General features: G+C 43.4%; 23 protein-coding genes and 1 pseudogene. 9 read left to right on the forward strand and 15 right to left on the reverse strand.

The window, feature by feature from the left end; genetic code table 11:
* The first annotated feature begins 54 nt into the window (after positions 1-54).
* The 3 genes from bamA to lpxD are packed head-to-tail and all read left to right on the forward strand — an operon-like array spanning position 55 to position 4135.
* Positions 55-2511, forward strand: a complete 2457-nt coding sequence (bamA, locus tag WCW_RS05750; RefSeq protein WP_013182261.1) for an outer membrane protein assembly factor BamA — start codon at positions 55-57, stop codon at positions 2509-2511.
* A 21-nt stretch (positions 2512-2532) separates the two neighbouring features.
* Positions 2533-3081: an OmpH/Skp family outer membrane protein gene (locus tag WCW_RS05755; protein ID WP_013182262.1), complete on the forward strand. Its 549-nt coding sequence runs from the start codon at positions 2533-2535 to the stop codon at positions 3079-3081.
* A 10-nt stretch (positions 3082-3091) separates the two neighbouring features.
* The gene (lpxD, locus tag WCW_RS05760) at positions 3092-4135 is read left to right on the forward strand and encodes a UDP-3-O-(3-hydroxymyristoyl)glucosamine N-acyltransferase (RefSeq protein WP_013182263.1); all 1044 of its coding nucleotides are present in this window, start codon (positions 3092-3094) and stop codon (positions 4133-4135) included.
* A gap of 621 nt (positions 4136-4756) precedes the next feature.
* Here lpxD and WCW_RS10430 read toward each other — a convergent pair.
* Positions 4757-4876: pseudogene (locus WCW_RS10430) on the reverse strand (IS1 family transposase); the annotation flags it as partial.
* 79 nt (positions 4877-4955) lie between these two features.
* Between WCW_RS10430 and WCW_RS05770 the strand changes: the two are divergent.
* From WCW_RS05770 to WCW_RS05780, 3 genes are all read left to right on the forward strand, one after another.
* Positions 4956-5219: a plasmid mobilization protein gene (locus tag WCW_RS05770; RefSeq protein ID WP_013182265.1), complete on the forward strand. Its 264-nt coding sequence runs from the start codon at positions 4956-4958 to the stop codon at positions 5217-5219.
* Positions 5206-5472, forward strand: a complete 267-nt coding sequence (locus WCW_RS05775) for a type II toxin-antitoxin system YafQ family toxin (RefSeq protein WP_013182266.1) — start codon at positions 5206-5208, stop codon at positions 5470-5472. The genes WCW_RS05770 and WCW_RS05775 overlap by 14 nt, the downstream gene beginning before the upstream one ends.
* 208 nt (positions 5473-5680) lie before the next feature.
* Positions 5681-6769 (forward strand): IS630 family transposase, encoded by a 1089-nt coding sequence (locus WCW_RS05780; protein ID WP_013181751.1) that lies wholly within the window; start codon positions 5681-5683, stop codon positions 6767-6769.
* Positions 6770-6841: 72 nt separating this feature from the next.
* Here WCW_RS05780 and WCW_RS05785 read toward each other — a convergent pair whose 3' ends face one another.
* Positions 6842-7540: a hypothetical protein gene (locus WCW_RS05785; protein WP_013182268.1), complete on the reverse strand. Its 699-nt coding sequence runs from the start codon at positions 7538-7540 to the stop codon at positions 6842-6844.
* A 176-nt stretch (positions 7541-7716) separates the two neighbouring features.
* On the opposite strand from WCW_RS05785, the gene WCW_RS05790 reads away from it, so the two are divergent.
* A complete protein-coding gene (locus WCW_RS05790; protein ID WP_013182269.1) occupies positions 7717-8520 on the forward strand; it encodes a hypothetical protein in 804 nt (267 codons plus the stop codon).
* A gap of 167 nt (positions 8521-8687) precedes the next feature.
* Here WCW_RS05790 and WCW_RS05795 read toward each other — a convergent pair whose 3' ends face one another.
* The 5 genes from WCW_RS05795 to WCW_RS05815 all read right to left on the reverse strand — a co-directional run bounded on the left by WCW_RS05795 (position 8688) and on the right by WCW_RS05815 (position 13987).
* Positions 8688-9983, reverse strand: coding sequence for a pyruvate dehydrogenase complex dihydrolipoamide acetyltransferase (locus tag WCW_RS05795; RefSeq protein ID WP_013182270.1), 1296 nt, complete (start codon positions 9981-9983; stop codon positions 8688-8690).
* An 11-nt stretch (positions 9984-9994) separates the two neighbouring features.
* Positions 9995-10978 carry a pyruvate dehydrogenase complex E1 component subunit beta gene (locus WCW_RS05800; protein WP_013182271.1) on the reverse strand — a complete coding sequence of 328 codons (984 nt, stop codon included), beginning with the start codon at positions 10976-10978 and terminating at the stop codon, positions 9995-9997.
* On the reverse strand, positions 10975-12003 hold the full coding sequence (pdhA, locus tag WCW_RS05805; protein WP_013182272.1) for a pyruvate dehydrogenase (acetyl-transferring) E1 component subunit alpha: 1029 nt from the start codon (positions 12001-12003) through the stop codon (positions 10975-10977). Before pdhA ends, WCW_RS05800 begins: the two co-directional genes overlap by 4 nt.
* A gap of 38 nt (positions 12004-12041) precedes the next feature.
* A complete protein-coding gene (locus tag WCW_RS05810; RefSeq protein WP_013182273.1) occupies positions 12042-12683 on the reverse strand; it encodes a monothiol bacilliredoxin BrxC family protein in 642 nt (213 codons plus the stop codon).
* 68 nt (positions 12684-12751) lie between these two features.
* Positions 12752-13987 carry a dicarboxylate/amino acid:cation symporter gene (locus WCW_RS05815; protein WP_013182274.1) on the reverse strand — a complete coding sequence of 412 codons (1236 nt, stop codon included), beginning with the start codon at positions 13985-13987 and terminating at the stop codon, positions 12752-12754.
* A gap of 180 nt (positions 13988-14167) precedes the next feature.
* On the opposite strand from WCW_RS05815, the gene WCW_RS05820 reads away from it, so the two are divergent.
* Entirely contained in the window at positions 14168-16960 is a 2793-nt protein-coding gene (locus tag WCW_RS05820) for an ankyrin repeat domain-containing protein (RefSeq protein ID WP_013182275.1), read from the forward strand.
* On the opposite strand, the gene WCW_RS05825 is transcribed toward WCW_RS05820, so the two are convergent.
* The 8 genes from WCW_RS05825 to hemL form a co-directional block, all read right to left on the reverse strand.
* On the reverse strand, positions 16957-17322 hold the full coding sequence (locus WCW_RS05825) for a type II toxin-antitoxin system PemK/MazF family toxin (protein WP_013182276.1): 366 nt from the start codon (positions 17320-17322) through the stop codon (positions 16957-16959). The genes WCW_RS05820 and WCW_RS05825 overlap by 4 nt on opposite strands.
* A complete protein-coding gene (locus WCW_RS05830) occupies positions 17288-17548 on the reverse strand; it encodes a hypothetical protein (RefSeq protein WP_013182277.1) in 261 nt (86 codons plus the stop codon). Before WCW_RS05830 ends, WCW_RS05825 begins: the two co-directional genes overlap by 35 nt.
* 57 nt (positions 17549-17605) lie before the next feature.
* Positions 17606-18283: a YggS family pyridoxal phosphate-dependent enzyme gene (locus WCW_RS05835; RefSeq protein ID WP_013182278.1), complete on the reverse strand. Its 678-nt coding sequence runs from the start codon at positions 18281-18283 to the stop codon at positions 17606-17608.
* Positions 18280-18714 carry a hypothetical protein gene (locus WCW_RS05840; RefSeq protein WP_013182279.1) on the reverse strand — a complete coding sequence of 145 codons (435 nt, stop codon included), beginning with the start codon at positions 18712-18714 and terminating at the stop codon, positions 18280-18282. Before WCW_RS05840 ends, WCW_RS05835 begins: the two co-directional genes overlap by 4 nt.
* Positions 18711-19736, reverse strand: coding sequence for a flotillin-like protein FloA (gene floA / locus WCW_RS05845; RefSeq protein ID WP_013182280.1), 1026 nt, complete (start codon positions 19734-19736; stop codon positions 18711-18713). The genes WCW_RS05840 and floA overlap by 4 nt, the downstream gene beginning before the upstream one ends.
* 3 nt (positions 19737-19739) lie before the next feature.
* Positions 19740-20204, reverse strand: coding sequence for an NfeD family protein (locus WCW_RS05850; RefSeq protein WP_013182281.1), 465 nt, complete (start codon positions 20202-20204; stop codon positions 19740-19742).
* Positions 20205-22412: an NfeD family protein gene (locus WCW_RS05855; RefSeq protein WP_013182282.1), complete on the reverse strand. Its 2208-nt coding sequence runs from the start codon at positions 22410-22412 to the stop codon at positions 20205-20207.
* A 76-nt stretch (positions 22413-22488) separates the two neighbouring features.
* On the reverse strand, positions 22489-23778 hold the full coding sequence (gene hemL / locus WCW_RS05860; protein WP_013182283.1) for a glutamate-1-semialdehyde 2,1-aminomutase: 1290 nt from the start codon (positions 23776-23778) through the stop codon (positions 22489-22491).
* 131 nt (positions 23779-23909) lie between these two features.
* On the opposite strand from hemL, the gene WCW_RS05865 reads away from it, so the two are divergent.
* Positions 23910-25649, forward strand: coding sequence for an autotransporter assembly complex protein TamA (locus tag WCW_RS05865; protein ID WP_013182284.1), 1740 nt, complete (start codon positions 23910-23912; stop codon positions 25647-25649).
* Position 25650: the final 1 nt, after the last annotated feature.

Below are 25650 nucleotides of genomic sequence, written 5' to 3' on the forward strand. Positions count from 1 at the left end.
ACATTTCACTTGCGCGTATTCTTTTATCAACTTATCATAGGCAGCTTCAACCTTATGTTTTTTAATCGTATGCATAAATTTATTAGACTCAGCCTATTCGTTATCCTCACTTCTCTCTCCACGTTAAACGCCCTTGCTCCTCAATTTGAGGAGATGCGCGTCGGGCGCATCGAAATCCAGATTTCCGGAAAACCAGATGATTCTAAAGAGCAGTTGGCGACAACCATTCGCAACCGTTTAAAAACGAAACAGGGAGAGTCGTTTTCGCAGGCAGCTTTCGACGCAGATTTAAAGATGCTCGTTCAGGACTACGACAGAATCGAACCTCTCGTAGAGATTCACGAGGGCAAAATCGAAATCAAGCTTAATATTTGGCCGAATCCCACCATCCAGCGCATCAGATGGGAAGGCAATGAAAGAATGAGAACAAGCAAGCTGAAAAGCGAGCTTGGCATTGCGGAAGGCTCTGTCTACGACCGGCAAAAGTTCAATGAAGCTTTTCACAACCTCAAAGCTTTTTATGTCAAAAAAGGATTCTTTGAGGCGGAGCTCGATTATTCGGTGGCGCATGACGACAACACGAACAGCGTCGTCATCAACATCTGCATTCGCGAAGGGCGGGCCGGAAAGATCAAAGATATCGTCTTCAGCAACTTTACTGAAGAGGAGCAGAAGTGCATACTGCAAATGATGGTGACGAAGAGATACAACTTCTTTCTTAGCTGGCTGATGGGGACAGGAATTTATAATGACGACATGATCCTGCACGACAAATTTCAAATCCTCAATTATATCCAAAACCAGGGCTATGCAGATGCCAAAGTTGACCTGGAAGTGTTTGAAGCAAAGCAAGACGACCGGATCGTCATTTCAGTAACTGTCGACAGAGGCAAGCGCTACTATTTCGACGACATCACAATTGAAGGGAACACGATCTATTCCGATGAAGAGCTGATGCGATGCATTCCCATAAGGAAAGGAGCTCCCTACTCCCCTGAAAAATTGATCGACAGCGTTCAGGTGATCACAAATTATTATGGAAGGAACGGCTACATTGATGCTTTCGCCAATTACATTCCAAAACTGGACGACAACGGCTGTTCTTATAAGATTACAATGCATGTAGAAGAAGGCGATCAGTACAGAGTCGGATTGATCAAAGTGATCGGCAACCATTGCACACAGACAAAAGTCATCTTGCATGAAACACTTCTCGTCCCTGGGGAAGTGTTCAATTTGGAGAAATTAAAGATCACCGAAAGAAGGCTTTGCAACATCGGCTATTTCAACAACGTCAATGTTTATGCTGTCAAATCAACAGAAGACAGCGTCCTTCCAGGTTGCTACCGCGATGTCCACATCGAAGTTGAAGAGGGAAGCACCGGAAATTTAGGTGCTTCTGTCGGATTCAGCACAGCCGAGGATATTTTCGCTTCGATCTCGGTTACCGAATGCAACTTCAACATCAAAGGGCTTCAATGTTTCTCTGAAAACGGCCTTTGCGGTCTGCGAGGCGGCGGCGAATTTGCTCATCTTGCACTTTCTCTCGGTGCAAAAAGCTCCAAATATGCCCTTTCCTGGACCAAACCCTACTTTATGGATACTCCTTGGAGTGTCGGCTTTGATATTGACCGCAGCATGAAATGCTATGTTTCCGATGATTACAGCATCAAAAGCGTCGGTCTTGCCCTGCATGGAACCTATGAGTGCAACGCTTTCATGAGAGTCGGCGCTCACTATAGAATTCGCTATTCCTATAACGATATTGACTTAAATTGCAACTGTCCGGTCGATGAGAACGGACACAAAGATCATGAAGACTGCAACGTTCCAACTTTGCAATCGATCAAAGAAACTGAAGCGGCCGACGGGATGATCTCCGCTCTTGGCTATACTTGGCAGTACAACACAACCAATCATCCCATTTGCCCAACACAAGGCTTGCGTTCCACGGCGCAATTTGAGGTCGTCGGACTAGGCGGCGATGCGCATTTTTTCTCTTTTGCCTACCTTAACTGCTGGTATTACAATTTATGGAATAAACTCATCTTTAAAGCACGAGGGGATTTTCGTTTCATTCAACCCATGAGCGGACAAAGAATCGAACGCATTCCTTTGGAAGAACGCTTTTTCTTGGGAGGCGATAACCTTGTCAGAGGTTATCATGCTTACCGACTAGGGCCGGTATTCGACGAGAAAAATACGCAAACAGACCAAGCTGTGCCTGATTACGATGATCCGAAAGGGGGAATCTCCATGCAGCTTTTCTCTTTTGAGTTAAGCAAGCCGATATTAGGGTGCGGCGATGCCTTTGTCTTTTTTGATTCCGGCGCACTTTCCTCTAGAAAATGGAGTTTTGGGCGTTTTTATTCTTCTTACGGATTGGGTGCAAGATTGCAGGTCTTCGGAAATGGATCTCCCCCTTTAATGGTCGGTTACGGTTGGCCGCTTAACCCCAAAAACGATAGCCAAGTCAAGCAGTTTTTCATTACTGTCGGCGGAAAATTTTAGCAAAACACAAGGAGTCATTCGATGAAAACACTCACAAAATTTGTCATTACTGGGTTGACCGCGTTACTATTTTGCGCATCAACCCCCAAACTTGAGGCTGCAGCCGCTAACATCGGCACAGTCGCCTTCCGCACATGTGTAGAACAGTCCAAGTATGGAGCGCGGGAGCAGAAAAATTTCGAAGACTTGAAAAAGCAGATGGAAAGCGTTCTGGAAGAGAAAGAGAAAGCTCTGACAGAGATTTCCAACAAATTCAACGATCCCGATTACCTCGACAGCTTATCTAATGAAGCAGAAGCTGAGCTCAAGCACAAATTCCGCACACTGAGCGGCGAGCTGCAGCAGCACCAACAGCAATACATGCAGATTTTGCAGCAAACCAACTTTAAGATCATTCAAGGAATTACTGAAAAAGTGAACGAAGCGGCAGGTATCGTAGCGAAACAAAAAGGTTTAGACCTTATCGTTAACGATGAAAGCACCTTTTTCCATGCAGCATCCTTAGACATTTCTCAAGATATTATTAAAGAAATGGATAAAATGTTCGAAAAAGAAGCGAAAAAATCTTAAGGGGCTGTCCATGAAAGGAAAAGAGGCATTTACTTTAAGGGAGCTTTCTCTCTTGACTGAATCCAAACTGTTCGGGGATCCGGATTATACAATCACTGGATATGCGGATCTGGAAAATGCTCAGCCTCATCATGCCTCTTTTCTTTCAAATCCGAAATACACAAATACCCGCTATGAAGGGGTGATGAATGCCTCTCAAGCAGGTGTGATTTTCGTAGCTCCCCATATTGCGCGTGCGCAAGGGAAAAACTATCTGGTTCACGAAGATCCTTCCCGCGCATTTCAGACAGCGATTGAGGCCTTGAAAGGCAAGATCAAACAAACAGGATTTGAATCTTTTCATCCATCAGCAGTGATCCACCCCACCACCAAAATAGGCCTTAATACCATCATCGGCCCTCACGCCGTGATTGACGAGGGAGTGACTATTGGAAAGGATTGTTATATAGGCGCCGGTGCATTTATCGGCCCAGAGACAACAATTGGAGAGCGTTGCCGTATTGATCCGAATGTCGTTATTCGTGAACATTGCGTCATCGGCAACCGCGTCATCGTACAAAGCGGTGCAGTCATCGGTTCCTGCGGCTTTGGATATACGACAAATGATCAGGGCCTGCACGAACGCCTTTCCCATATTGGGAATGTCATTTTGGAAGACGATGTTGAAATCGGAGCAAACTCAACAATAGATAGGGCAAGATTCACTAGCACAATCATTGCAAAAGGCACTAAAATCGACAACCTCGTGGTTATCGGCCACAATGTAAAGGTAGGCCGCCACAACATCATCTGCGGCCAATCAGGCATTGCGGGTTCGAGTGAAACCGGCAGTCATGTTGTGATTGCAGGCCAGTGCGGGATCAATGGACACATCAAACTAGAGGATGGCGTGATCATTGCAGCCAAAAGCGGCGTAACCAAATCACTGTCTACCGGAAGGTATGGAGGCATACCTGCTCAACCTTTAGATCAGCACAATAGGACAAACGTGCACATCCGCAATCTTGAGAAATACATCACGCAGATTAGAGAGCTGAACAAGAAATTTAAATAAAAAAATTTTAATACATTAATTCAAAATTCGTATACTCGCCCTCTGAGCTTCGTGGCTTTCATCGTATGCACCGATCACGCGTACGCTTTTTGGAATCAATACAAAAGTATATTGAAAATCAGAACCCGCCTTCTTAGGCAAGCCCTGATTTTTCGCCTTATATCCCCCACCTAAAGGGAGGGGTCTTTCGGAGAGGGAGATAAATAGTTGACCGATCTCTTGTTCAAGGGGATTTGCACATAAGAAAAGGTAAAAGAAAAAAAGAATAGAAATAGAGATTAAAATGATTTTATTCATTTTAGAGTAAAGGGGTTCAGATATTTTCCAAAAAATCTTTAAATTATACCCCTCTCACCAAAATATATTGCAAGTATTACTTTCATAAAAAGTTAATCCTAAAAAGGTAATGATTTCAAATTATTATAATATTAGATAAACATCTTGAGTTTATACCGAATCAACTTCAAGAATTGGAATTTTGACAAAGAGTTGCCTTGAATTTGAGTCAGGCGAAGCCGAAGCTGTTGCAACTCAACCTAAATAGGTTGAGTGATGCAAGCGGGTCTCAAAATCAAAGGCTAACGATGACGTCAAAAACCGAATCTTGAAGTTAATTCGGTATAGATCTCCTGGAAGTGTTTGAAATGTCTCCTGGATAAATCCTGGAAGCCAAGGCATACTGACATCAAAAATCCTGCAAGTGCCTTCCAAAGAAACTCGTTCTAGCAGAGATCTGCGTATTTTTTGTTAGAAGTTATCACCTCTTTACGTAAAAATCACTTTTAAGTATAATTAAAAATATAGCTCAAGGAGGCGAAACATGAACCGCCACAAAGTCCGTCTCAGCGTTGATTGCACAGAAGATGAGCGCATGTACATCAAAATGCTGGCCGCTAAAGAGAAAAAAACTATTAGTGAGTTTCTGATATCCTTAGCGAGAAACAGGATGCCACAAGGCAAAATTCCCAATAAAGAGACGCAAAAAATATTACGCGAAACGGAAGAAGGAAAAAATCTCGAAAGCCACGAATCTTTGAGAGACTTCTGGAAGTCTATGGGTATCGATCCGAATGCTGAAGATTAAGAACTCGAAGAAGTTCAAAAAAGAAATAAAGAAATACCGGCACCAGCACACGGTGATTTCCGAACTTAACAAAGCTTTGGCTCTTTTAATTAAAGGGAAGGAGCTGCCTGAGAAATATCGCGACCACAACCTTGAGGGAAGCTGGGCTAACCACCGCGAGTGTCATATCAAATCCGATGTGCTGCTTATTTACTTCACTGACAAAGAAACCTTGTACCTTGAAAGGATCGGGTCCCATTCAGAGCTATTTTAGAAGGAGGATGTGTACCGAATTAACTTCAAGAATTGGTTTTTGACGTCATTGTTAGCCTTTGATTTTGAGATTCGCTTGCATCACTCAACTTATTTAGGTTGATCTACTTCAGCGCCAGCTTCTCCTGGCTCAAATTCACGGAAATTTTTTGCAAAAATTCCGATTCTTGAAGTTAATTTGGTATAAATCCAGAGTATACCGTTCATGAATGAAAATTTTACTTGTTGCTAAATCGACTTCCCAGCATGCTGTTAGCATGCAATTTCTCACAAAACAAGAAAGAGAACAACTTCAGGCACAACATCGATTCGAAAGAGATCGACGTATTTGCGATCGTATTAAGGCAATACTGCTTTACGATAAAGGGTGGACCTTTCCGGAGATTGCCGAAGCTCTGCTACTCTCTGAGGGTGCTATTCGTAATCATATCAAAGAATATCAGAGCCATAAAAAATTACGGCCTGAAGGTGGCGGCAGCATGGAAAAGCTTTCTGATTCAGAATCCAGTGAACTCGAGAAGCACTTGCTTGAATACACCTATCTCCACGTTACCAGCATTGTTGCATATGTGAACGTGAGATTTGGCCATCATTATTCGATACCAGGAATGACATCTTGGCTTAAAAGACATGGATTTTCTTACAAAAAACCCAAGCTTGTGCCAGGAAAAGCCGACAAAGATGAACAGCAGAAATGGATCGACGCATATGCAAAATTCAAGGCAAATCTTCCTGGTGATGAAACGATTTGCTTCACGGACGGTGTTCACCCTACTCACAACGTTCAACTTGGATATGGATGGATTAAAAAAGGTGTAGACAAACTGATACCTGCAAATACAGGTAGATCCAGACTTAATTTGACCGGTTCCATTGATATCCTATCTTACAAAGTATTTCTTCAAGAGGACAAAACGTTAAATGCTGATGCGACTATCCGCTTTTTTCAGTCTCTTGAACAACATTATTCAGGGAAAACCCGGATACACGTTTTCTGTGATAATGCCCCATATTATCGGAACCGGGAGGTTACAAAATATCTAAAAAATTCTAAAATTCAACTCCACTTTCTCCCTCCCTATAGCCCAAACTTGAACCCAATCGAACGACTGTGGAAGTGGATGAAAGAAACAGTGGTTTATAATACGTACTACTCGGATTTCTATGAGTTCCGTCAAGCAATTTTTGGGTTTTTCCGTACTTTATCGGGTCTAGATCCTGGGAGCACTTTAGGGAGTTGTTTTAGATCTCGAGTTGGAGATAGATTCCGAGCAATGGGGGCTCCCGCCACCCCCTAAGATGCAGTTTTAGGAGATGTCAAATTTATTTTCGAATAATAAACGGTATAATACAAATAAAAGTTAGTTTATTCACAATAAAAAACGTTTTACTATGTTAACAAACGCTTGCTGATTATCCCAGGGAACACGATGTCCCGCTTGTTCGATTTCTAAAATTTTAGAGGTAGAGTGCTGAAAATACAGAGATTTTCCCAACCGGCAAAATTTCTGGTCATTAGCTCCTGAAATCCAGTAAATCGGAAGAGGCAACAGCTTAAGATGTCTTCTTAGATTTTCTTGCTGTCCTAATCCCCAGTGTGTTAAGGCATCGGCGAGTAGATCGCGGTTAAACAACATTTCATTTTTTTCCATCTGAACACTGTAAGCAAAAACCGACTGCTGATTCCATTTTTCTATCAATGTTTCCCACTTCTCAGTTAAAAAACGCATTGCCCAAATGCCGTCTTGTAATATTCGACTTTGCCTTGCCTCTTCACGCTCAAGCCCCGGATGAGTCGAAATAAACACAGCTTTAGACCATAAATCTGGCTGATCTATCAAAGCATTCAATCCCAGACGTCCTCCCATTGAATAGCCGATAAGCAAATTAGTGTCTCCTGCTTTTACAGAGGAGTTAAATGCTTGAGAAAACTCTTTGATTCCCTTGGAAGGATCAAAATTTTTGTAGATATCTACGAAATGAAAATGAATACCTTTAAAATGAGAATTGAGAAATTCCCAATCGTTTGGAAGGCCTAATAATCCATGTAAACAATAAACGTTTATCATCGCACGCAGTCTATCCTATTTGATAAATGATTTCCATTCACACCTATTTTTAAATTTTTTCTAATCTATTTTTCATTATTAAAAATTATTTTTTATATTAAAAAACTTGAAAAAAAATATCAATTATGTTAAAGTTTAATTTAACAAAAATAACCATAACAATGGAGATAATAAAAATGTCATTTGATGTAGCACGAAAACCAATAGATAATACAGAAAATATTGATGTAATTCAGAAAAAATCTACGATTGGAGAATCAGTTAGCCAAGCAATTGCAAAGGTGGCTAAAGTTGCTTTAAAAGCAATTGTTGCTCTTGGAATCGCTCTAACACTTGGTTTACCTTTACTTTCTAAATCTGTTAGGCTCTTCACAGCTGATTTATTCTTTGGACCTAGCTTGGAAAGGGAACTGGAAAAAGCAAAAATCAATCCAAAAAAGGCAGTTGAAAAAGCAATAAGCAGCTTGAAAGATGCTCAGGAAGCAGCCAAAGAAGAAGGAAAACAAGCGCCTAAGCCTGAAGACCTTGAGGATCAAAAGGGAAATTTAAAAAAAACGCTTCTCGGCATAGAAGGGCTCGAGCAAAACAGACAAAAAATCGATGAATACCATCGACAAATAGCTGACACTGAGGCTGTAGATTTCAAAAAAGAGAAAGCGGAAAAAGACCAATTCCTTTCTGAATATGCTCCAAAATTTGAAGAAGCAAGACTCGAAAAAATCAAATTAGACAATGAACGAAAAATAGCTATAGGAACAGAAGGAAAGCAAGGGCTTGTATTACCAAAAATTACTCCTGATATTTTAGAAAAAGCTAAAGCTAAAAAAGCTGAAGCTGAAAAAGCTGAAGCTGAAAAACCTACTTATATGGAAAAAACTACAAAGAAAGTAGCTACACACGTAGAAAACAATAGTGGGAGATATGCTATCGCTTTGGGAGTGGGAGCCACTCTACTCATGGCAGTTTCGAGGTTAAAATAACAAAATCAATAAATACCCAAAGACTCCGTTCGTTTGAACGGAGTCTTTTTTTAGTTTTTTTTAAATATTGCTCGATAAATCCTACCTTAAAAAAAATTGGAATATTTAAAAATTATTTTAATTTCAACAAGGTCATCAACCGAGTCAAGGAAATGAAGAAACAGAGACTAGATTAATAAAGAAGCGGGATTTTCCAAATATTTCTGAACTGTCTTGATAAACTCAGCTCCTGCGACTCCATCAACGACGCGATGATCGCAAGACACGCTAATATTCATCACTTTACCAGGGACAACAGCATTGTTTTTCACAACCGGGATATTATGAATCCCTCCCACTGAAAGAATCACAGCTTGAGGAGGATTGATAATTGCCTGAAAATCGGTGATCCCATACATGCCTAAATTCGAAATTGTGAAAGATCCTCCTTTAAACTCTTTCAGATCCAATTTCCCCTCGCGCGCTTTTTTAGCCAAATGACGCACTTCTACAGAAATCTCTCCCAAATTCTTATAGTCCGCATACCGGATGATCGGGGTGATCAACCCTCCATCAACGCTGACGGCAAATGCGATGTCAATTGTTTTAAATCGGATCATGGTCTGATTAACACTATTGAACCCACTATTTACATGGGGATGTTCGCGAAGTGCCAAGGCACATGCCCGCATCACAAAATCGTTGAACGACACTTTTATTCCCACCGTTCTTAGCTGCTCACGCACTTGATGCATCGGCTCTGCATCAACTGCCTGTGTGATGTAAAAGTGAGGAATAAACGTTTTTGCTTCCTGCAACCGCTGTCCAATCACCTGGCGCATAGGAGAGGGTTTCTCTTCTTCGTAAGTACCAGGCGGCAATGCCGGCCTTTCACGTTTTCCAAAAACTACAGGGCCAGACGATTGCGCAAATGCAAGATCGTCGCTAACGATCCTGCCGCCAGGACCTGTCCCGTTAACTGTCGTAAGATCAAGCCCCCGCTCCTTGGCCAATTTCTTCGCCAACGGAGTCGCCTTCACCCGTTCCGTTAGCAGCTCTTCAGGCGTTTTAAATACATAATTTTTTAACGGTTCTTCCGGAATGAACGACGGCTGAGACAATCCAGAAGATGGCTTTGAAATAACTTTTTTTTCTTCTTCGGGTTTATCTTCTTCAGCCTCTTCAGAAACTTCTTCTAATTCGGGAACAGGTGATTCCGGCTGATACCTTTCAATGCTTTCCTTTTCCTCTTCCGTAAAGATAGCGATCGCCTGATTGACGATCGCTTCTTCCCCTTCATTGATTAGGATTTTGCGCAACCATCCCTCATCAAGGGCGTTGTGCTCCACTGTCGCCTTATCGGTCGCAACTTCAATGATCAACTCTCCCGCTTCAACGAATTCCCCCTCTTTTTTATGCCACTTTGCAATCGTTCCTGTTTCCATCGTCGGAGAGAGTTTGGGCATCGTGAATGTAAACGGCATTGAGGAATCTCCTAAATGTTTAAAGCTTTTTTGCATGAATAGAGGATTCGATCGACTGTAGGCAATGTCTCCCTTTCCAAAACTTTCGAGTAAGGCATCGGCGTCTCCCTCTGCGCAACACGCTCTATCGGAGCATCAAGAAAATCAAAACAATGCTCCATCACCTGAAAACCAACTTCAGCGCCGATTCCGGCAAATATGTGCCCCTCTTCCACAACGACACAGCGGTTTGTCTTTCTCACCGATTGGGCAACAGTGGCAATATCCAAAGGCTTAATCGTCCTCAAGTCAATTAGTTCTACGTTTATCCCTTTTTTTGAAAGCTCTTTAGCCGCTTCCTCGCACAACTGTACCATACGACTATGAGAAACCAGCGTCAAATCCGTTCCCTCCCTCACGACTTTCGCTTTTCCGATCGGTACCAGGTACTCTTCTGTCGGAATCTCCATCTTATCTCCATAAGAAAGCTCGTTTTCCAAAAAAAGAACGGGATTATTATTGCGAATTGCCGATTTTAGCAACCCTTTGTGATCGTAAGCATTACTGGGAGCAAGGACGATAAGACCGGGAATATTGCTATAGAGCGCCTCCACACAATGAGAGTGCTGACTGGATACCTGCGCAGCAGCACCGTTTGGGCCGCGAAAAACAATAGGGCAAGAAAATCGATTACCGGACATGTAGTACATTTTGGGAGCATTGGAAATAAGCTGATCTGCGGCAACAAAAGAGAAATTAAAACTCATGAACTCCACAACAGGGCGTAATCCACACAAAGCTGCTCCAATTCCCAAACCGGCAAACCCAAGTTCTGCAATCGGGGTATCAATTACGCGCTTAGGACCCCACTTATCCAACATTCCCTTTGTCACTTTATAGGCGCCGTTATACTCTCCAACCTCTTCGCCCATGACAAAAACTGTCGAATCCCTTTCCATCTCTTCATCAAGAGCCTGCCTCAGCGCTTCTCGTATTTCAACTGTCTGCGTAGTCATGGTGCGTATACATCCTCTTCTAATACCACAGGGTCGGGCCAAGGGCTCTCGTCAGCATGTTTAAGAGAAGCAACCATGGTCTCACGCATCTCCTTATCCATCTCTTTAAAAGCTTCCTCATCGATCCATCCCTTTTCCTCCAGGAAGTTTTTCAATTCCTGAATAGGATCTTTTTTCATTCCCTCTTTCAACGCTTCTTTGGTACGGTATAATCCCGGATCAGAGATCGAATGCCCCCTGAAACGCTCCGTAACCGCCTCGATTAATACCGGCCTGGAAGTTTTCAAAACTTCCTCTTTCACTTCTTCAAAAAGAGCGTGGCAATTCATGTAGTCCATGCCATTGACGGTGTAAGCCTTCATGTTGTATGCAGGAGCGCTGTCTTCAGCAAGACGGTTGATGCTGATCGCCCGATTAACAGCTGTTCCCATCCCCCAACGATTGTTCTCAATCACATAAACAATTGGCAAATCCCAGAGCGAAGCAAGGTTCAACGACTCATGAAAAGACCCTTGGGCAACAGCTCCGTCTCCTAAAAAACAGATCGCCGCCTGGTCCTTGATCTCCTGGTATTTCAAAGCAAAGGCAGCTCCGGTAGCAATCGGCACCTGACCTGTGACAATCCCAAACCCGCCCAACAGACGGTCGGTATACAGATGCATCGATCCACCTCGCCCAAGGGCATTCCCGTTCGCACGCCCAAAAAGCTCAGACATCAATTCATCAGTCGTTGCCCCTAGAAGAAGCGCCAATGCATGGCATCGATAAGATGTGATCCACCAATGATTAATGCCAAAAGCATCGACTGCCGCCGTCTGAATCGCCTCCTGCCCCATATAGGAGTGAAAAAATCCTCCAATTTTCCCTTGCAGATACGCGGACTCCGCACGCAATTCAAAATTGCGGATCCGCACCATCTTTTTGAGCGCTTCAAGCAAAGCCTCTTTGCCTAAGCGCTTGCTCACTTTTTCATTATCGCAAGGAAAAAAGTGACCGCAGCCATTTTTCTGATTCCGCAAAACCATAGAATATCCCCTGATGCTTATGGTATCACATTTTAAACTCAGCGTGAAGCGATCTGTTGCAACAAGCTTTCAGCTCTAACTTTCAAGGTGTTGCAAACAGGAGCTCCCTCATTGATGATCGAAGCATACGCCATATCCACATCGCCGAATAAGCTATTGAGAAGATTGAACTCTTCTGTAGATCTTAAACTGTTATCTGAACGAAATGTTTCCAGCCATTCATGAGTAAAACTTTGCTCATCCATACGGCCCTCTAAATATTCCTCAAGCAACCGAATATACTGTTCAATATCGCCGTTTGCTTCAGCTGCTGCCGCATCACCTGGAGCCACCGGACCGAAATGTTTAATCAGCGCCACTTCGAGAGATTCGGGAATAATATCCCAATTGTCAACATCATAGACAGCTTTACCCTCTTTAAACAGGATGAATTGAGGGGACTCGTGCACGATGCCTGTCAACTCGGCAATGTGATTGGAAGCTGGCCGATGATCGATCACCTTGACGAGCCCAACCGGCAACTCTCCTCTAGATCCCATCATCTTTTCGACAACTCCAAAACCTTGCATTGTTTTATGGCATCCTCCAGCTTTAAACAGTGCGCAGTTAGGGTTAACGCTTAAGAAAGAATCGACTTCTTCCGGTGTGGTTAATTCATACAGTCTATCACGAAAACTCATCTTGGATTCTCCCTGTTCTGTTCTTACAAAGGTGTCGAGTTTATAAAAAATAAAGATAAAAGTCGAGGTTACACAGCTGAAACAATTGCGGCAGCTGACTCTTCCTGATCCATTTCCTTCTGCACAATCGTCGTCACACATGAATCCGACCATACGTTGATGGCTGTTTCAAGCATATCGATCATCGCATAGAAAGGGAGAATCACCCCCAAAATATTCAAAGGAACATTCATTGCAGCTAAAAATGCACTGGAGATAAAATAGCATCCCATCGGAACGCCGGCGTTTCCGACAGCTGCAATTGTGGCAATGAAAATCCAAAAAACCAGCTCCGCGGGTGTATAGGTGATTCCATTACTCATCGAAACAAACAGAACTGTCGTTAAGATAAACGCAGCACAAGCATTCATGTTGATCGTCGTGCAAAGGGGAAGGCTGAAACTTGCAACCTTGCGGGAAACACTCACCCGCTCCTCTGCGCATTTCATCGCCATCGGGAGCGCTGCACTGGAAGATTTGGAGAAAAACGCCAACGAGAGCGCGGGCATCATTCCCCAAGCAATTTTAACAGGAGACATTTTCTTAATTTTCAATAAAATTGGCAGCACAACAAAAGCTTGGACCAAATTAGCAATCAAGACACAAGCCAGATACAGGGCGATGCTTTTCATTTCCATGCCGCTTCGAACATCTTTGACAAATAACGTGATAAATGCCCAAATCGCAAACGGCATTAATTGCACAATCCAAGTTGTAATCTTCATAATCGCTGCATATAACCCTGAGAAAAAAGAATTAAGCAGTTTTCGCTTCTCCTGAGGAAGACTGAGAATAGCAAAGCTCAGCAGCATCGCCAAAAATAAAACTCCGATCACGCTATTGTCGCTAAAAGGCTGAATAATGTTGCTCGGAATGATATTGATCAAATAATGCATATATCCGGGAAGAGAGCCTGATTCCAAGTCAACAGGAGGAGCTTTGGAAACAACGCTTCTGACAGGATCGATTGTCACAAAAATGATCAACGCAAATGTTGCTGCAATCACTGTTGTCAAAAGAGTGTACTTGATCACTTTTTTCCCGATCGACTTGATCTCATCAATGCTGTCCATTCCAGATGCCGTCGAGACAATGGAAAGAAAAATAATCGGCAAACTAACTAGCTTAAGAAGATTAATAAAAATTTCGGAGACAACCGAAGCCGCCGCATCCATGGTTGGATGATTCGCATAGCCTGCGAAAAGCCCCAAAAGAATAGCTGCTGCAAGAGATTGGCTTTGACGGGAAAGCTTCTTAAAAAACATTATAATCGACCTAGCGCATTGGATTCAAAGGAATATTGTACACTAAAACCCTGTTTTATGTCAATTTCACAAAAAATAGAAAAATATTTTTAAAAAAGATGATGACACGCTCTAGGTCATTCCTAAAAAATATATTTTCTGATATATTTATCAAAAATATCAAATATTTAGGAAGATTTTATGAGTATTAGCCTTTCTCAAGAAAAATCCTTCGAAGTCAATATTGAAATTTTAAATGCATTAAACAGCGATTCTCCTTTAGAGCTGAAAATGTTGTCGGCTGCGGGAATTTCTTCTGATAAAATCAAAAAGATCTACAAAAAATCTACTTCGAAAACGCGATCTGTCAAAGACAATTACAAAGCGTTCGCCAAATGGAAAAAAGTCCATAAAAGAAGTGAAGACAAAATCTCTGCTGCATTAAGAGAGGTTTTTCAGTTCGAAAAACCGGAAAAAACCGCTCTTGAAATTGAGCTGTTTTTAAAAGCTGGAGGAACACTGGGACAGGTGAGGAATTTTCTCTTCAGAGAAGCTCTTCCAACATCGACGACTCAACAGATCACATTTCTGGAAAATGTCTCGCTGATCGCCAACCTTGAAACGATGAGTCCTGAAACTCAAAAAACATCGACGCAATCTGTTTTTTGGCTATCTGGTAATCACTTCGATCTCTTGCCGACTGAAACGGTGGAAGAGTTAAAGCTTAAGCTTGCCCGTAAATTTTCCACCGACACAACCTTTATCCTCACCGCAGCAACGACAGGGCATGAAAAACTTGCCCGCATGGTGATCGGCGAAATCGATGATCTTTCGAAACAACATCAAATTCTTTTAAAAACCATCCAATCAGGAGACCAAGGCCAACTTAGAGCTCTTCTCAAAGCAGGCTTTAATCCAAATGCTGTCGATTTAGACTCTAACAGCCTGCTAATCTCTGCGATCCTTGAAAAGCAGCTCTGGGCAATTCCTGTCCTTCTTGAATACGGCACACACTCAAACAGAGAAAACAACCAAGGGATCACACCCATCCACTACGCTGTGAACTTCGGATTGAAAAAAGAGGTTCGCCTTCTTGTTGAACAAGGAGCAAACATCAACCACCAAACATCTTCGGGAACAACAGCGCTTCATAGAATAAAAAACATCAAATCCACCCCTTTCGAGAAAATGGAGATGTGGAACCTATTGATCAAACTGGGTGCAGATCCGACAATTCAAGATCTTCACAAAGGTCAAAAAAGCAATACTCCCTTAGGAACAATTCTTCATTGGGGAGAGATCGGAATTGTACGGGAAGCATTTAAAGGGTATCCGGCAATCATCGATATTGCCGCTCAAAATGTGAATGGTAGTAGAATAAAAAAGCTGATGGAAACAGCCTTCGAGCTGACTGAACCAAGATCAAGCTCTCCCTATTTTTTCCCCCTTGAAATCCCCTTTCTTCTACAAAGCCATCCGTTAGCTTCTGCGATGACAGCTCTTATGTCAAAAGAAGATATCGAGGCCGAGATCGCTAAAATTCGAAAAAAATATCCTTATATTCCTTTGAGAGTACTTTCAGAAGCTTCTGTGGAAACGAACAAAAGTTACGTCTTGAATTTTGGAGAAACAATTGCAAATAAAACTCCATCCGATGTGAAAGATGACGCCTCGCGCACAAAGAAAGTCGCACGTTTAATTGAGATGCTTGATCATGTGCTCAAATATCGAAAAAACTCTACATTCAGAGATGCTAACGGAAGATCATTTACTCCTATAGAGCTTAGGGAAAAAATGGTCTGTTTGGTGGAAGATATCAAAAATCGACAGCCTAAACCAGGTACTCCATCTCACGAAAAACCTGATGAACTGGAAAATTGGTATCGATACCTGGAGGCTACGCTTTGTGAAATCATTGATCTCATTGACCGGGAAAATGATGAGCAATCATCTAAGGAAGATCCAGCTCCCAATGCAGCTACGATCATTGAAATTGCGTTAACCGGCGGCAACTGCGGCGGTTGGTACATGGGGGAAGCGCAAAAGATCAAGCAGCAAAAAAAACAAGAGAATTTCGATCTGCCCAATCAAGTTTTTATTGTTCTTAGAAATCTTCATGAAAGGATCTGTCAAAGCTTTGTCGATCCGAATGACCATCAAAATACGCACGTGATGAACCTTGTCTATCAAGTGATCGATGAAGCTGCAGGCATCGATACAGCTCAAAAAGCTGCAAGGTTTTATTTCTTAGACCCGATTCCTGCTTTAGATCGAGAAGGGCAAAGTCTGATCATCAATGAAATCTACTGGAAAGAGTTTAATCCGTCTCAAATCGTAGACGAAGTGCTTTTTGCCATTCATGTTGAATGCAGCATCAATAAAGAACTTGTCATTGACTGGCTGAAGGAAAATGTGCCTGCCGAATGGGAAAAAGAAACATTTAAAGCAATAAAAAAAGACCTTGCCCAAGCAAAAACTCCTGAAGATCAATGGAAAATATTAAGCGAAAAATATGGCATTTTAATGAAAACACCGCGCCCCTTCGACCAGCAGGTGTTTCCATATTTGATAAAAAAACATTCCGAACTCAACGAAAGCTATCAAAAAGCTTTGAGGATTGCCGCTTCCATGCAAGCAAGGCCTCAAACGGCTGTTAAGTTCATTGAACAGAGGATGCACATCAAACTTGATCCTAGTCAACCGCTTGAGGAGCAACTGCGGAAATATTTTCTTAAGCAAATGCCGCAAAAAGACCAGCTTCTTTACAAAGGGATTCTTCAATCTGTGAGTAACAAGTCATATGAAGAAGCTGCAACATTGTTAAAAGCTGAAGGTATCAGTGCAGATCCGCTTCCGAATATTGAAAAGGAAATTAAGCAGTGGAAATCGTTTAGTTTCCTTTCTGCTATGGTCAAAGAGTCGGGCGAAATTTCCCGAGAAGCAATCGTATATCTATTGACTGAGATGAAGGTATTAGAGGGTGTCGTCAATTAGATGTCCATCCAAAGAAGATCGTTCAACCATGAACCTACTTCCTTAAGCACTGTTACGGATTGAATTTTGCCCAACCTTTTGACAAGCCTATTTTTGCTAATAGACCGAACTTGCTCGCATACAGCAAAACTAGAAAGGTTAACTCCGCCTTCTGGTGGATCAATGCGAATATGCGAGGGAATTTTTTTGTCTTTGCTTGTGATAGGGACAACAATAATAAGACCCGATGCTCCTTTATTCATCAGGTTATTAGAGACAACAAGAGCAGGACGAACCTTCTTCCCGATCTCATTTCCTTTAACCGGATCGGGGTCAAAAAGCCAAATTTCACCCTGAAGAGGATGATTCTTCTTCAAAGCCATCAGCTATAGTCCCTTCCAGTTCTTCACGATCTTTTATCTCTTCTTTCCATGCTGACTTGTCGGATTTAAGAGTTTGATACGCCTTATTCATTAATCTCATTCTTTCATTTCTTCTATACACTTCCAAGGCATGTTCGATAACTTCAACCTTTGAATAGCCTGTTAGCGAAACCATCTCTTGAATGATCGAATCACTACGACTGGAGATTCTTGCTGTTTGCGCCATTTCAACACCTCTTTTGTTACTTTTTAGTATACAGTAATGTATACTAAATTGTCAACTTTAGTGAAAAATAGCACTGCCTATGCGAAGCTGCGTCGCCCCTTCGTTGATTGCAAGGCGATAATCATGGCTCATTCCCATCGATAAATGCTTCAGAGTGCACTTGTTGCCAGCCATTGCTTGCAAACGGTCCCGCAACTGCCTCAGTGCCCGAAAACACCTTCTTATCACCTTTTCGTCATCGACAAAAGGAGCAATGGTCATCAATCCTTGCAAATCAATCCCTTCTAACTCAAGCAAAGAGTCCCAGTTAGCGATCCATTCCTCTGATTGAAGTCCATGTTTTGATTGCTCGCCGGAAGTATTAGCCTGCAATAACACTGGCGTTACAGTATTGCAAACTAAGCTTGTCTCAGAAATTTTCTGCGCCAATTCCAGGGAATCGACCGAATGGATAAGAGAAAATTTGCCAATGACTTTGCGCACTTTGTTTTTTTGAAGAGTTCCGATGAGGTGCCACTCAATGTCTTTTGGAGCTTTTTCAATTTTGGGAAGCGCTTCCTGAACGCGATTTTCACCAAACCCTCTTGCTCCAGCCTTATAAGCAGGCAGGACATGCTCCAAAGAAAACCCTTTCGTCACAGCAATCAAACTGACTTCCGAGGGATCTCTTCCTGCTTTTCTGACTGTGTTTCCAATATCGGAAATCAGTGCGTGATAATTGTCGATAACGCTCATTCGAAAGCTTTAGGCGCCCCTAAGACCTCTTTCAAGATGACTGCCTGCTTAAGAGAATCCTTTCCTTTTAGCATCTGACTGACACGCGACTGCTGTTTTTTTCTCTTTTCTCCATATTCAAACGGCTTGTGCAGAGCATAAGGATCTCGAAACAGGCTTTTCTGCTTCAGAGCAGGAGCTTCGATCTCTTCCGGCTCCAAGACCTTCGGAACAGGAGGCAGTTCTCTTTTGGGCGGCGGCATGTCTTCTGGAATTTCGATATTGAGAGAACGGAGAAAATGTTTAATCGTTTCTTGATGCTCCTGCTCAGCCTCTTCTTCGTACGCTTCCGGGTTCTGCCGCCGCCTTCTTTCATCTCTAGCCTGTTTGGCGATCAAGAGAAAAAACGCAACCATCGTGATCATAAAACCGATCAGTTCAATGAGCGTCATTTGCTGCTTTGCCCCTCTTCTTCAGGCTTTGCAATCGATGTGCGCATCTCTGTATCGGCCTGAATGTTTTGAAAGCGGTAATAGTCCATGATGCCAAGGTTTCCCTCTTTGAAAGCTTCGGCGATTGCATGCGGAACGGCGGATTTAGCTTCGATCAGCTTCGCTTCCATGTCTTTGACTTTTGCTTTGTTTTCCTGTTCCTCAGCCACTGCCATTGCACGTCTTTTTTCTGCTTCAGCCTGGAAAATCCGCATATCAGCTTCGGCCTTGTCGGCTCTTAGCTTGGCACCGATATTTTCTCCCAGCTTCATTTCGACGATGTCGATGGATAAAATTAAAAATGCCGTTGAAGAATCCAAGCCTTTTTCAAGCACAAGCTTGGAGATGTTTTGAGGAGCTTCCAACACTTGCAAATGTGTATCCGATCCACCGATCGCACTGACAATCCCCTCTCCTACGCGTGCGATAATGGTTTCTTCGGTCGCTCCTCCAACTAATTGTTGAATGTTCGTCCGCACAGTGACCCGCGCACGCACATGCACCTGGATACCGTCTTTCGCCACTCCGGTCATGAATCCGCCATGGCTTGGGCAATCGATCACTTTAGGATTGACCGAGGTGTTGATCGCTTCTTGAAGATCGCGCCCTGCAAGATCAATGGCTGTCCCTTGTCTCCAGTCCAAGTCGATGTTTGCTTTATCAGCTGCGATCATTGCGCGAACCACTTGAGAGACATGGCCGCCAGCTAGATAATGCGTTTCAAGATCGGAGACCGAAATTTGCTTAAGCCCTGCCTTATAAGCAGTAATCCTTGAAATTACAATTTCACGAGGAGGAACTTTTCTCAAACTCATCCCGATAATATTGAGAAACTGGATAGGGGTTCCGGAAACAAATGCCTGGAACCATAAACTGATGAATTTCCCCAAGATGATTAACAAAATCACGCCGACAATGGCGAGGACAATGAGTAACAGATAAAGTTCGAAACTCATCTGGCCAACCATTAACAATGTTTGCATACTTTAATTCTCCTTTTTCACAATTAAACTTTCACCTTCTCCGCCGACCACTTCCACCTTTTCCCCTTTTGAAATGTAGCCGCTTAGAGAAATGGCAGGATGCCGTTTTTCCTCAACAATGATGTGTCCGCCAGGCTTTAAATCTGTATCGACAATCCCTGTTTTGCCAATGAGCGATTTGTCATATTGAGATGCCATGAACCCTTCTTGCGCATCATCTGCGTAAATGGTCTTGCTCGGCTCTCCATGACGTATGCGCCACAACGCGAAACGGAAAAGCAAAATGAATAGCACCACGCAGCCCAAGGTATATAAGATCACTAAAGCAACAGAATCTGTCTGCAAAGCAAAAATGACAATGCTGGCAACCACAGCTAAGGCCCCGAGTGTTCCCATGACACCGCCAGGAAGAAAAAATTCCAAGAAAATCAACAGCAGGCCGATAGCCAACCAAATGAATGGCAACATTTATTCCTCGCGCTTCCTTTTATTAACGACAACAACACCCCCATCTAAGCGCTCAACTTTGATCGGTTCTCCCTTTTCAATATATCCACCCGGCGTAATCGCGTCGTAAATCTTGCGGTTAATTTCAACTTTTCCCGCCGGTCTAAGGGTCGTCATAGCAACTCCTTCAACACCTGGTTGAGGAAGGGTTTTGGGATCGATGCCGGAGACATACCCTTCATCCTTATTCTCCTCGCTTCCAGCAAGAATGAGAGGAGTAAATCCTGCAAACGCGGGCAGGGCGTACCTGCTCAAGAGAGCAATGCCAATAATGGAAAGGACTAATGACCCGCAAAGCCAAGCCAGCCGCTGCACAAACACCTCTCCTGCCGCATTCAACGTTTGCGTATCGAATTCAAAATCGACGCTTTCAATTCCAGGCAGCATCATGCCAAACAACCCGATAAAGAAAAAGAGCACTCCCATCACACCTAAAATGCCAAAGGTTGGAATGAGAAAGAAATCGAGCGCGATGAAGAGAACTCCGACAAGGAGCAAAATCACTTCCAGGGTATTCGCCACCTCAAGAGCATAACTAGACAACATGATCAAAAACAGGCAAAGCAATCCAATCGAACCCGGCAGGCCGAATCCGGGAGAATTGAATTCGACGTAGAGCCCAATCATCATCCCTAAAAACAAAAGAGAAGCGACAGCAGGTTTGGACAAAAACGAAAGAAAACGTGTTTTCCAGTCCATTTGATATTCATCCACAACTGCATGGGGAATGTTTTTAAAGAAAGGATCTTGAAACAAAAGCATTTTTGAGGCGGGCCATTCGCCTTTTTCCCTCTCAGCATCGGAGATCACATCTGTTCTCACGGGATTTAACTTGATATCAGCGACTCCATATTTCATCATTTCTTCTGCACTAAGCGTTAAAAGCTTGCCTTTGGCGCTAATAATCTCATCCGGAGCCGGCCCTTTCGTGCGGATCTTCTCTTCGCTGTCCAGGCGGACCACTCTGCCATGGCGATAAACTAAGATGATGTCTTTATCGACCATCGCTTCTGCAATATCGGGATTGCGGCCGAAAAAAGACGCTCGATTTGCAAAGTCTGTTCTCAACGCAGAATTGACTTTTTCCGGCGCCGTTTCCATTTTCCCGCCTTCGCCTGCGAAAACAGGTTCTGCAGCTCCCATGCTTGCATCTTTGGTTACTGCGATAAAACGGCACGAATAGGCCAGCATGGCGCCAGCGGAAATTGCCCAATTGTTAATAAACGCCACGACAGGAATGCCTTGCTGGGTATCGATCTCTTTTAGAGCATCCGAAATTTTTTGCGAAGCAAACACCTCTCCGCCAGGAGTATTCAGCTCTAAAATAATGAAGCTCGGCTTCCGTTTCTTGTAGTACTCAAGAGCGCTTTTGATATAGATCCAGGTGGACTGCGAAATCTGCGCGTTTTTGTCATCCACATGAATCAAACCAATTCGGTTTTCCTCATCGCCTTGATAATGGATTGCTTTTTCCAGTTGACCGGCAAGTCCAGGGCTCTCCACTGTTTTCTCTTCCTGCTTGATGACTGCTGCTTTTTTTTCGCTCTGATGATTTTTCCTAAACTCAATTGGGGAAACCACGCCTGCAACTAAGCCAAGCTTCTGCATTTGATGATGATTGATGACAAGCGTTTCTCCTTGTGGAGAAATCACCTTTCCTTCTTCCCCAATTTTCCAGCCGTCTTGTTCGACAACTTTGACATCTGGATCAAGCATTGCAGTGGCAATCACTTCGAGGGTTTCCTTGTGTTTTTGCTTGGGATTAATGAAACTGGTGACAGTGTTGCGAAGCAGGTTTGTAGAAATCGCCCCCTCCGATCCGAAAGGGATATCTCCCCAAGAAGCAAAATAGGAGATGTATAGTTCATCTGCAAGAAAAGGGACCACGCCAGCAGGTCCGACAGCGCTTTGATCGATATAAACAGAAACGCGGGTTCCCAATTCAGCTTTCATGGCATAAATTTTTTTTGCCAACTCGAGCACTTTTCCCAAGTCTCCTGAAGATGAATTGACTAAAATCACAATCTTTTCAGGATTTTCTTTTTTCAGAGCATCTAAGGAGCTTTCTAATGACGCAACTTCATCTTTGCCTAAATATCCTTCGAGTTCAAGGAGATCGGCGTTTATGTTGGCAATGAGAAGAATCAATAGGGCGAGAAGTTTTTTCATAATGTCAAATTTGAATATCGGGATGGGTTCATGTACCAATAAATACCAGAATAGCCCTTAATAGGGCAAAGAATTGTCATCGCATTAATTGATTATCAAGGTAATCAATGACTAAATCTCGTGTCTTTACAAGATGCTCGTCAGTGTGGACGCTGGAAATGAACCACGCTTCGAATTGCGACGGCGGCAGATAGACGCCTTCTGCATACATGTGCCTAAAAAAATGGGCAAACTGCTTAAGATCAAGCGCCATTGCCTCCTCGTGATTGACAACGGATCGACGTCCGAAAAAGAGGGTGAACATAGATCCTGAGCGCTGAATGCAGGCGGGAATTTCATGGGCGTTTAAAAATTGCTCAATCGGTTCAACCAGCAAATTTGTCTTGCGTTCCATCTCTTCAAAAAAACCAGCCTTCTGAAGCATACTTAATGCTTGGAAGCCTCCTTCCATCGCCAGTGGATTGCCGGAAAGCGTTCCCGCTTGATAGACTGGTCCGTCTGGAGCTAGATGATCCATCACATCAGCCCTTCCGCCAAATGCAGCAACGGGGAAACCGCCTCCAACCACTTTTCCTAGACAGGTTAAATCCGGCCGCACACCGTAGAATCCTTGAGCTCCCTGCAAACCGACCCGAAAACCGCTCATCACTTCATCGAAGATCAAAAGGGCATTCTGATCCGTGGTTTCCTCTCGCAGCATCTGAATAAAACTCTCTGACGAAGGAACGACCCCCATGTTTCCTGCAATCGGCTCTAAAATTACACAAGCAACCTTATTGTCGCGTAAAAATTTTCTCACTCCATCAATGTCGTTAAACGTTAAAGAAGCCACATGCTTGATCACCTCCGAAGGGATGCCGGCAGATGAAGATTCGCTTAAGTGATGGACCCCAGAGCCCGCTTTTACCAGAAAAAAATCTGCGTGACCGTGATAATGGCCGCTAAATTTGACAATGAGAGGACGCTTTGTAAATCCCCTTGCTAATCGAACAGCGCTCATCGTCGCTTCCGTGCCGGAGGAGACAAACCGCACCTTTTCGATAGAGTCCATACATTCCACGACTTTGCTGGCCAGCTTCTCTTCAACTTCTGTGGAAATGCCAAAACTTGTTCCTTTTTTCATCCGCTCAGCTGCAGCTTCAATAATTTGCGGATGCGCATGTCCATGCATTAAGGCTCCCCAAGACATGCAGTAATCGATAAAAATGCGGCCATCGGCATCAACGATGCGATCCGCAATTCCACGCTCGACAATCATTGGATCTTGATCAAGCCCCTTAAAGGATCGGACAGGAGAATTGACTCCCCCCGGAACGACTTGCTTCAACTGACTAAAAACCTGCTGGCTTGAGGTGGCAAGAGACATACAATCACTCCATTTTGAATTGGGACAGGATAGCAAGGAACAGAAAATGATTGCAATTTTCTTCTTTTTAACAACAAGTAATAACAAGCAACTTGTTGTTAATAATAGGTTTGAGTCATAATAACTGCGCAATGAACATTAAACATCTATTTATAAGTTTATTTTTACTCCCTTTTTTTCTCTACGGAAACGTCGAGTATACCGTTTCTTTTCGCGGCGTCAAAGATGATGAGCTCTTGGAATCTTTAAAAGGATCGTCCAGCCTCGTCCTCCTGAAAGACCACCCGCCAAAAACATTGTCGGCGCTAAAACAAAGGGCTGAATCAGATATCGGCAATATCGTCAATGCCTTGCACAACCACGCTCTTTATAACGCAAAAATCTCCTTTAAGCTCCATACTGAAACACCTCCTGTCCACGTTGAATACCTCGTCACTCAAGGCCCTGTTTACCCGTTAACCTTCATCCAAATCTCGCCTGCCCACTTTTCGCTTTCCGCAAAACAACTTGGCGTAGAACTTGGAACGGCAGCGACCCCAAAAAAAATTGCCGAAGCAGAAAATGTATTGATCGAATGGATGAATGCCAACGGGTACCCATACGCCCATTTGGTTGACAAAGAAGTGATTGCCGATCAAAAATCCAAGTCCATTTCAGTCCATTTTCTGCTTAAATCCGGGCCGCAAGCAACTTTTGGGGCGACAACCGTTAACGGCAACTGCAAGGTGCTCGAAAGCTACATCCGCAAGAAGATTCAATGGGTAGAAGGAGAAATTTTCGACCCAAAAAAAATAACATCGACGATCAACAAGATCAATGCAAGCAACTTGTTTTCCCTTGTTCAAATCACCTACCCGGAAGAACCGCCTAAAGACGGTGTGCTTCCGATGCATATTGAACTCGATGAAGCCAAACACAGCTCCATCGCTCTTGGTTTAAGCTACTCAACGCAAAGAGGCCCAGGTTTTACAGTAGAGTGGGAAAACAGGAATGTGCGCAGAATTGGGAACCGTCTTTTTTTTGATGCAAATATCCTTCAGCTGACGCAAAGAGCCATGCTGGAATACGTGATCCCTGAGTTCCGAGCCGAGAATCAAGACTTGATCTGGACTGTGGAAGCTGAGCATGACGATACCGAAGGGTTCAATGAAACCTGGGTCAGCCTCTCTGGCCGCATCGAAAGAAAGCTCAATCGCTACACAAACTACTCTTACGGTCTCCAATACAAGCATCTGGTCGTCACCGATGCGGACACCGACGGTGTCTACGGGCTGTTGAAAGCTCCTATTCACTGGCGTTGGAGCAACGCCAACGACTGCCTGGATCCGACAAAGGGAATGACTTTTTACAACAAATTGATCCCGACACTGCGTATGTCAAGCACCCCTTTCCTCTACACGATCGGACATTTTTCCCTTTCCAGCTACCTCCCAATGAACAAGGATCAATTCGTGCTTGCCATCCGAGCGCAATTTGGCACCATTTTCGGCACTAAACGCCATGAAATCCCTGCATCGGAAAGACTTTACGCAGGTTCGGAGACGACATTGCGAGGATATAAGTATTGGACTGTCAGTCCATTGGATACAAATAACGATCCTATTGGAGGCCGCTCTCTCATGGTTTACAGTTTAGAGGGCAGATGGAGAATGAACGAAAACTGGGGAGCTGTTTTATTTTATGATGCGGGAAATGTTTTCGAAAGCCCCCTCCCCAGATTTGATAAAAAAATGCTACAATCCATTGGCGTAGGCGCAAGGTATTTCACGCCGGTAGGACCCATCCGCATGGATATAGCATTCCCTTTGAATCCTCGAAAAGGGATCGATAACAGTTTTCAATTTTATTTTAGCATTGGTCAATCCTTCTAAC

This window comes from Waddlia chondrophila WSU 86-1044 (assembly GCF_000092785.1).
Taxonomy (GTDB): domain Bacteria; phylum Chlamydiota; class Chlamydiia; order Chlamydiales; family Waddliaceae; genus Waddlia; species Waddlia chondrophila.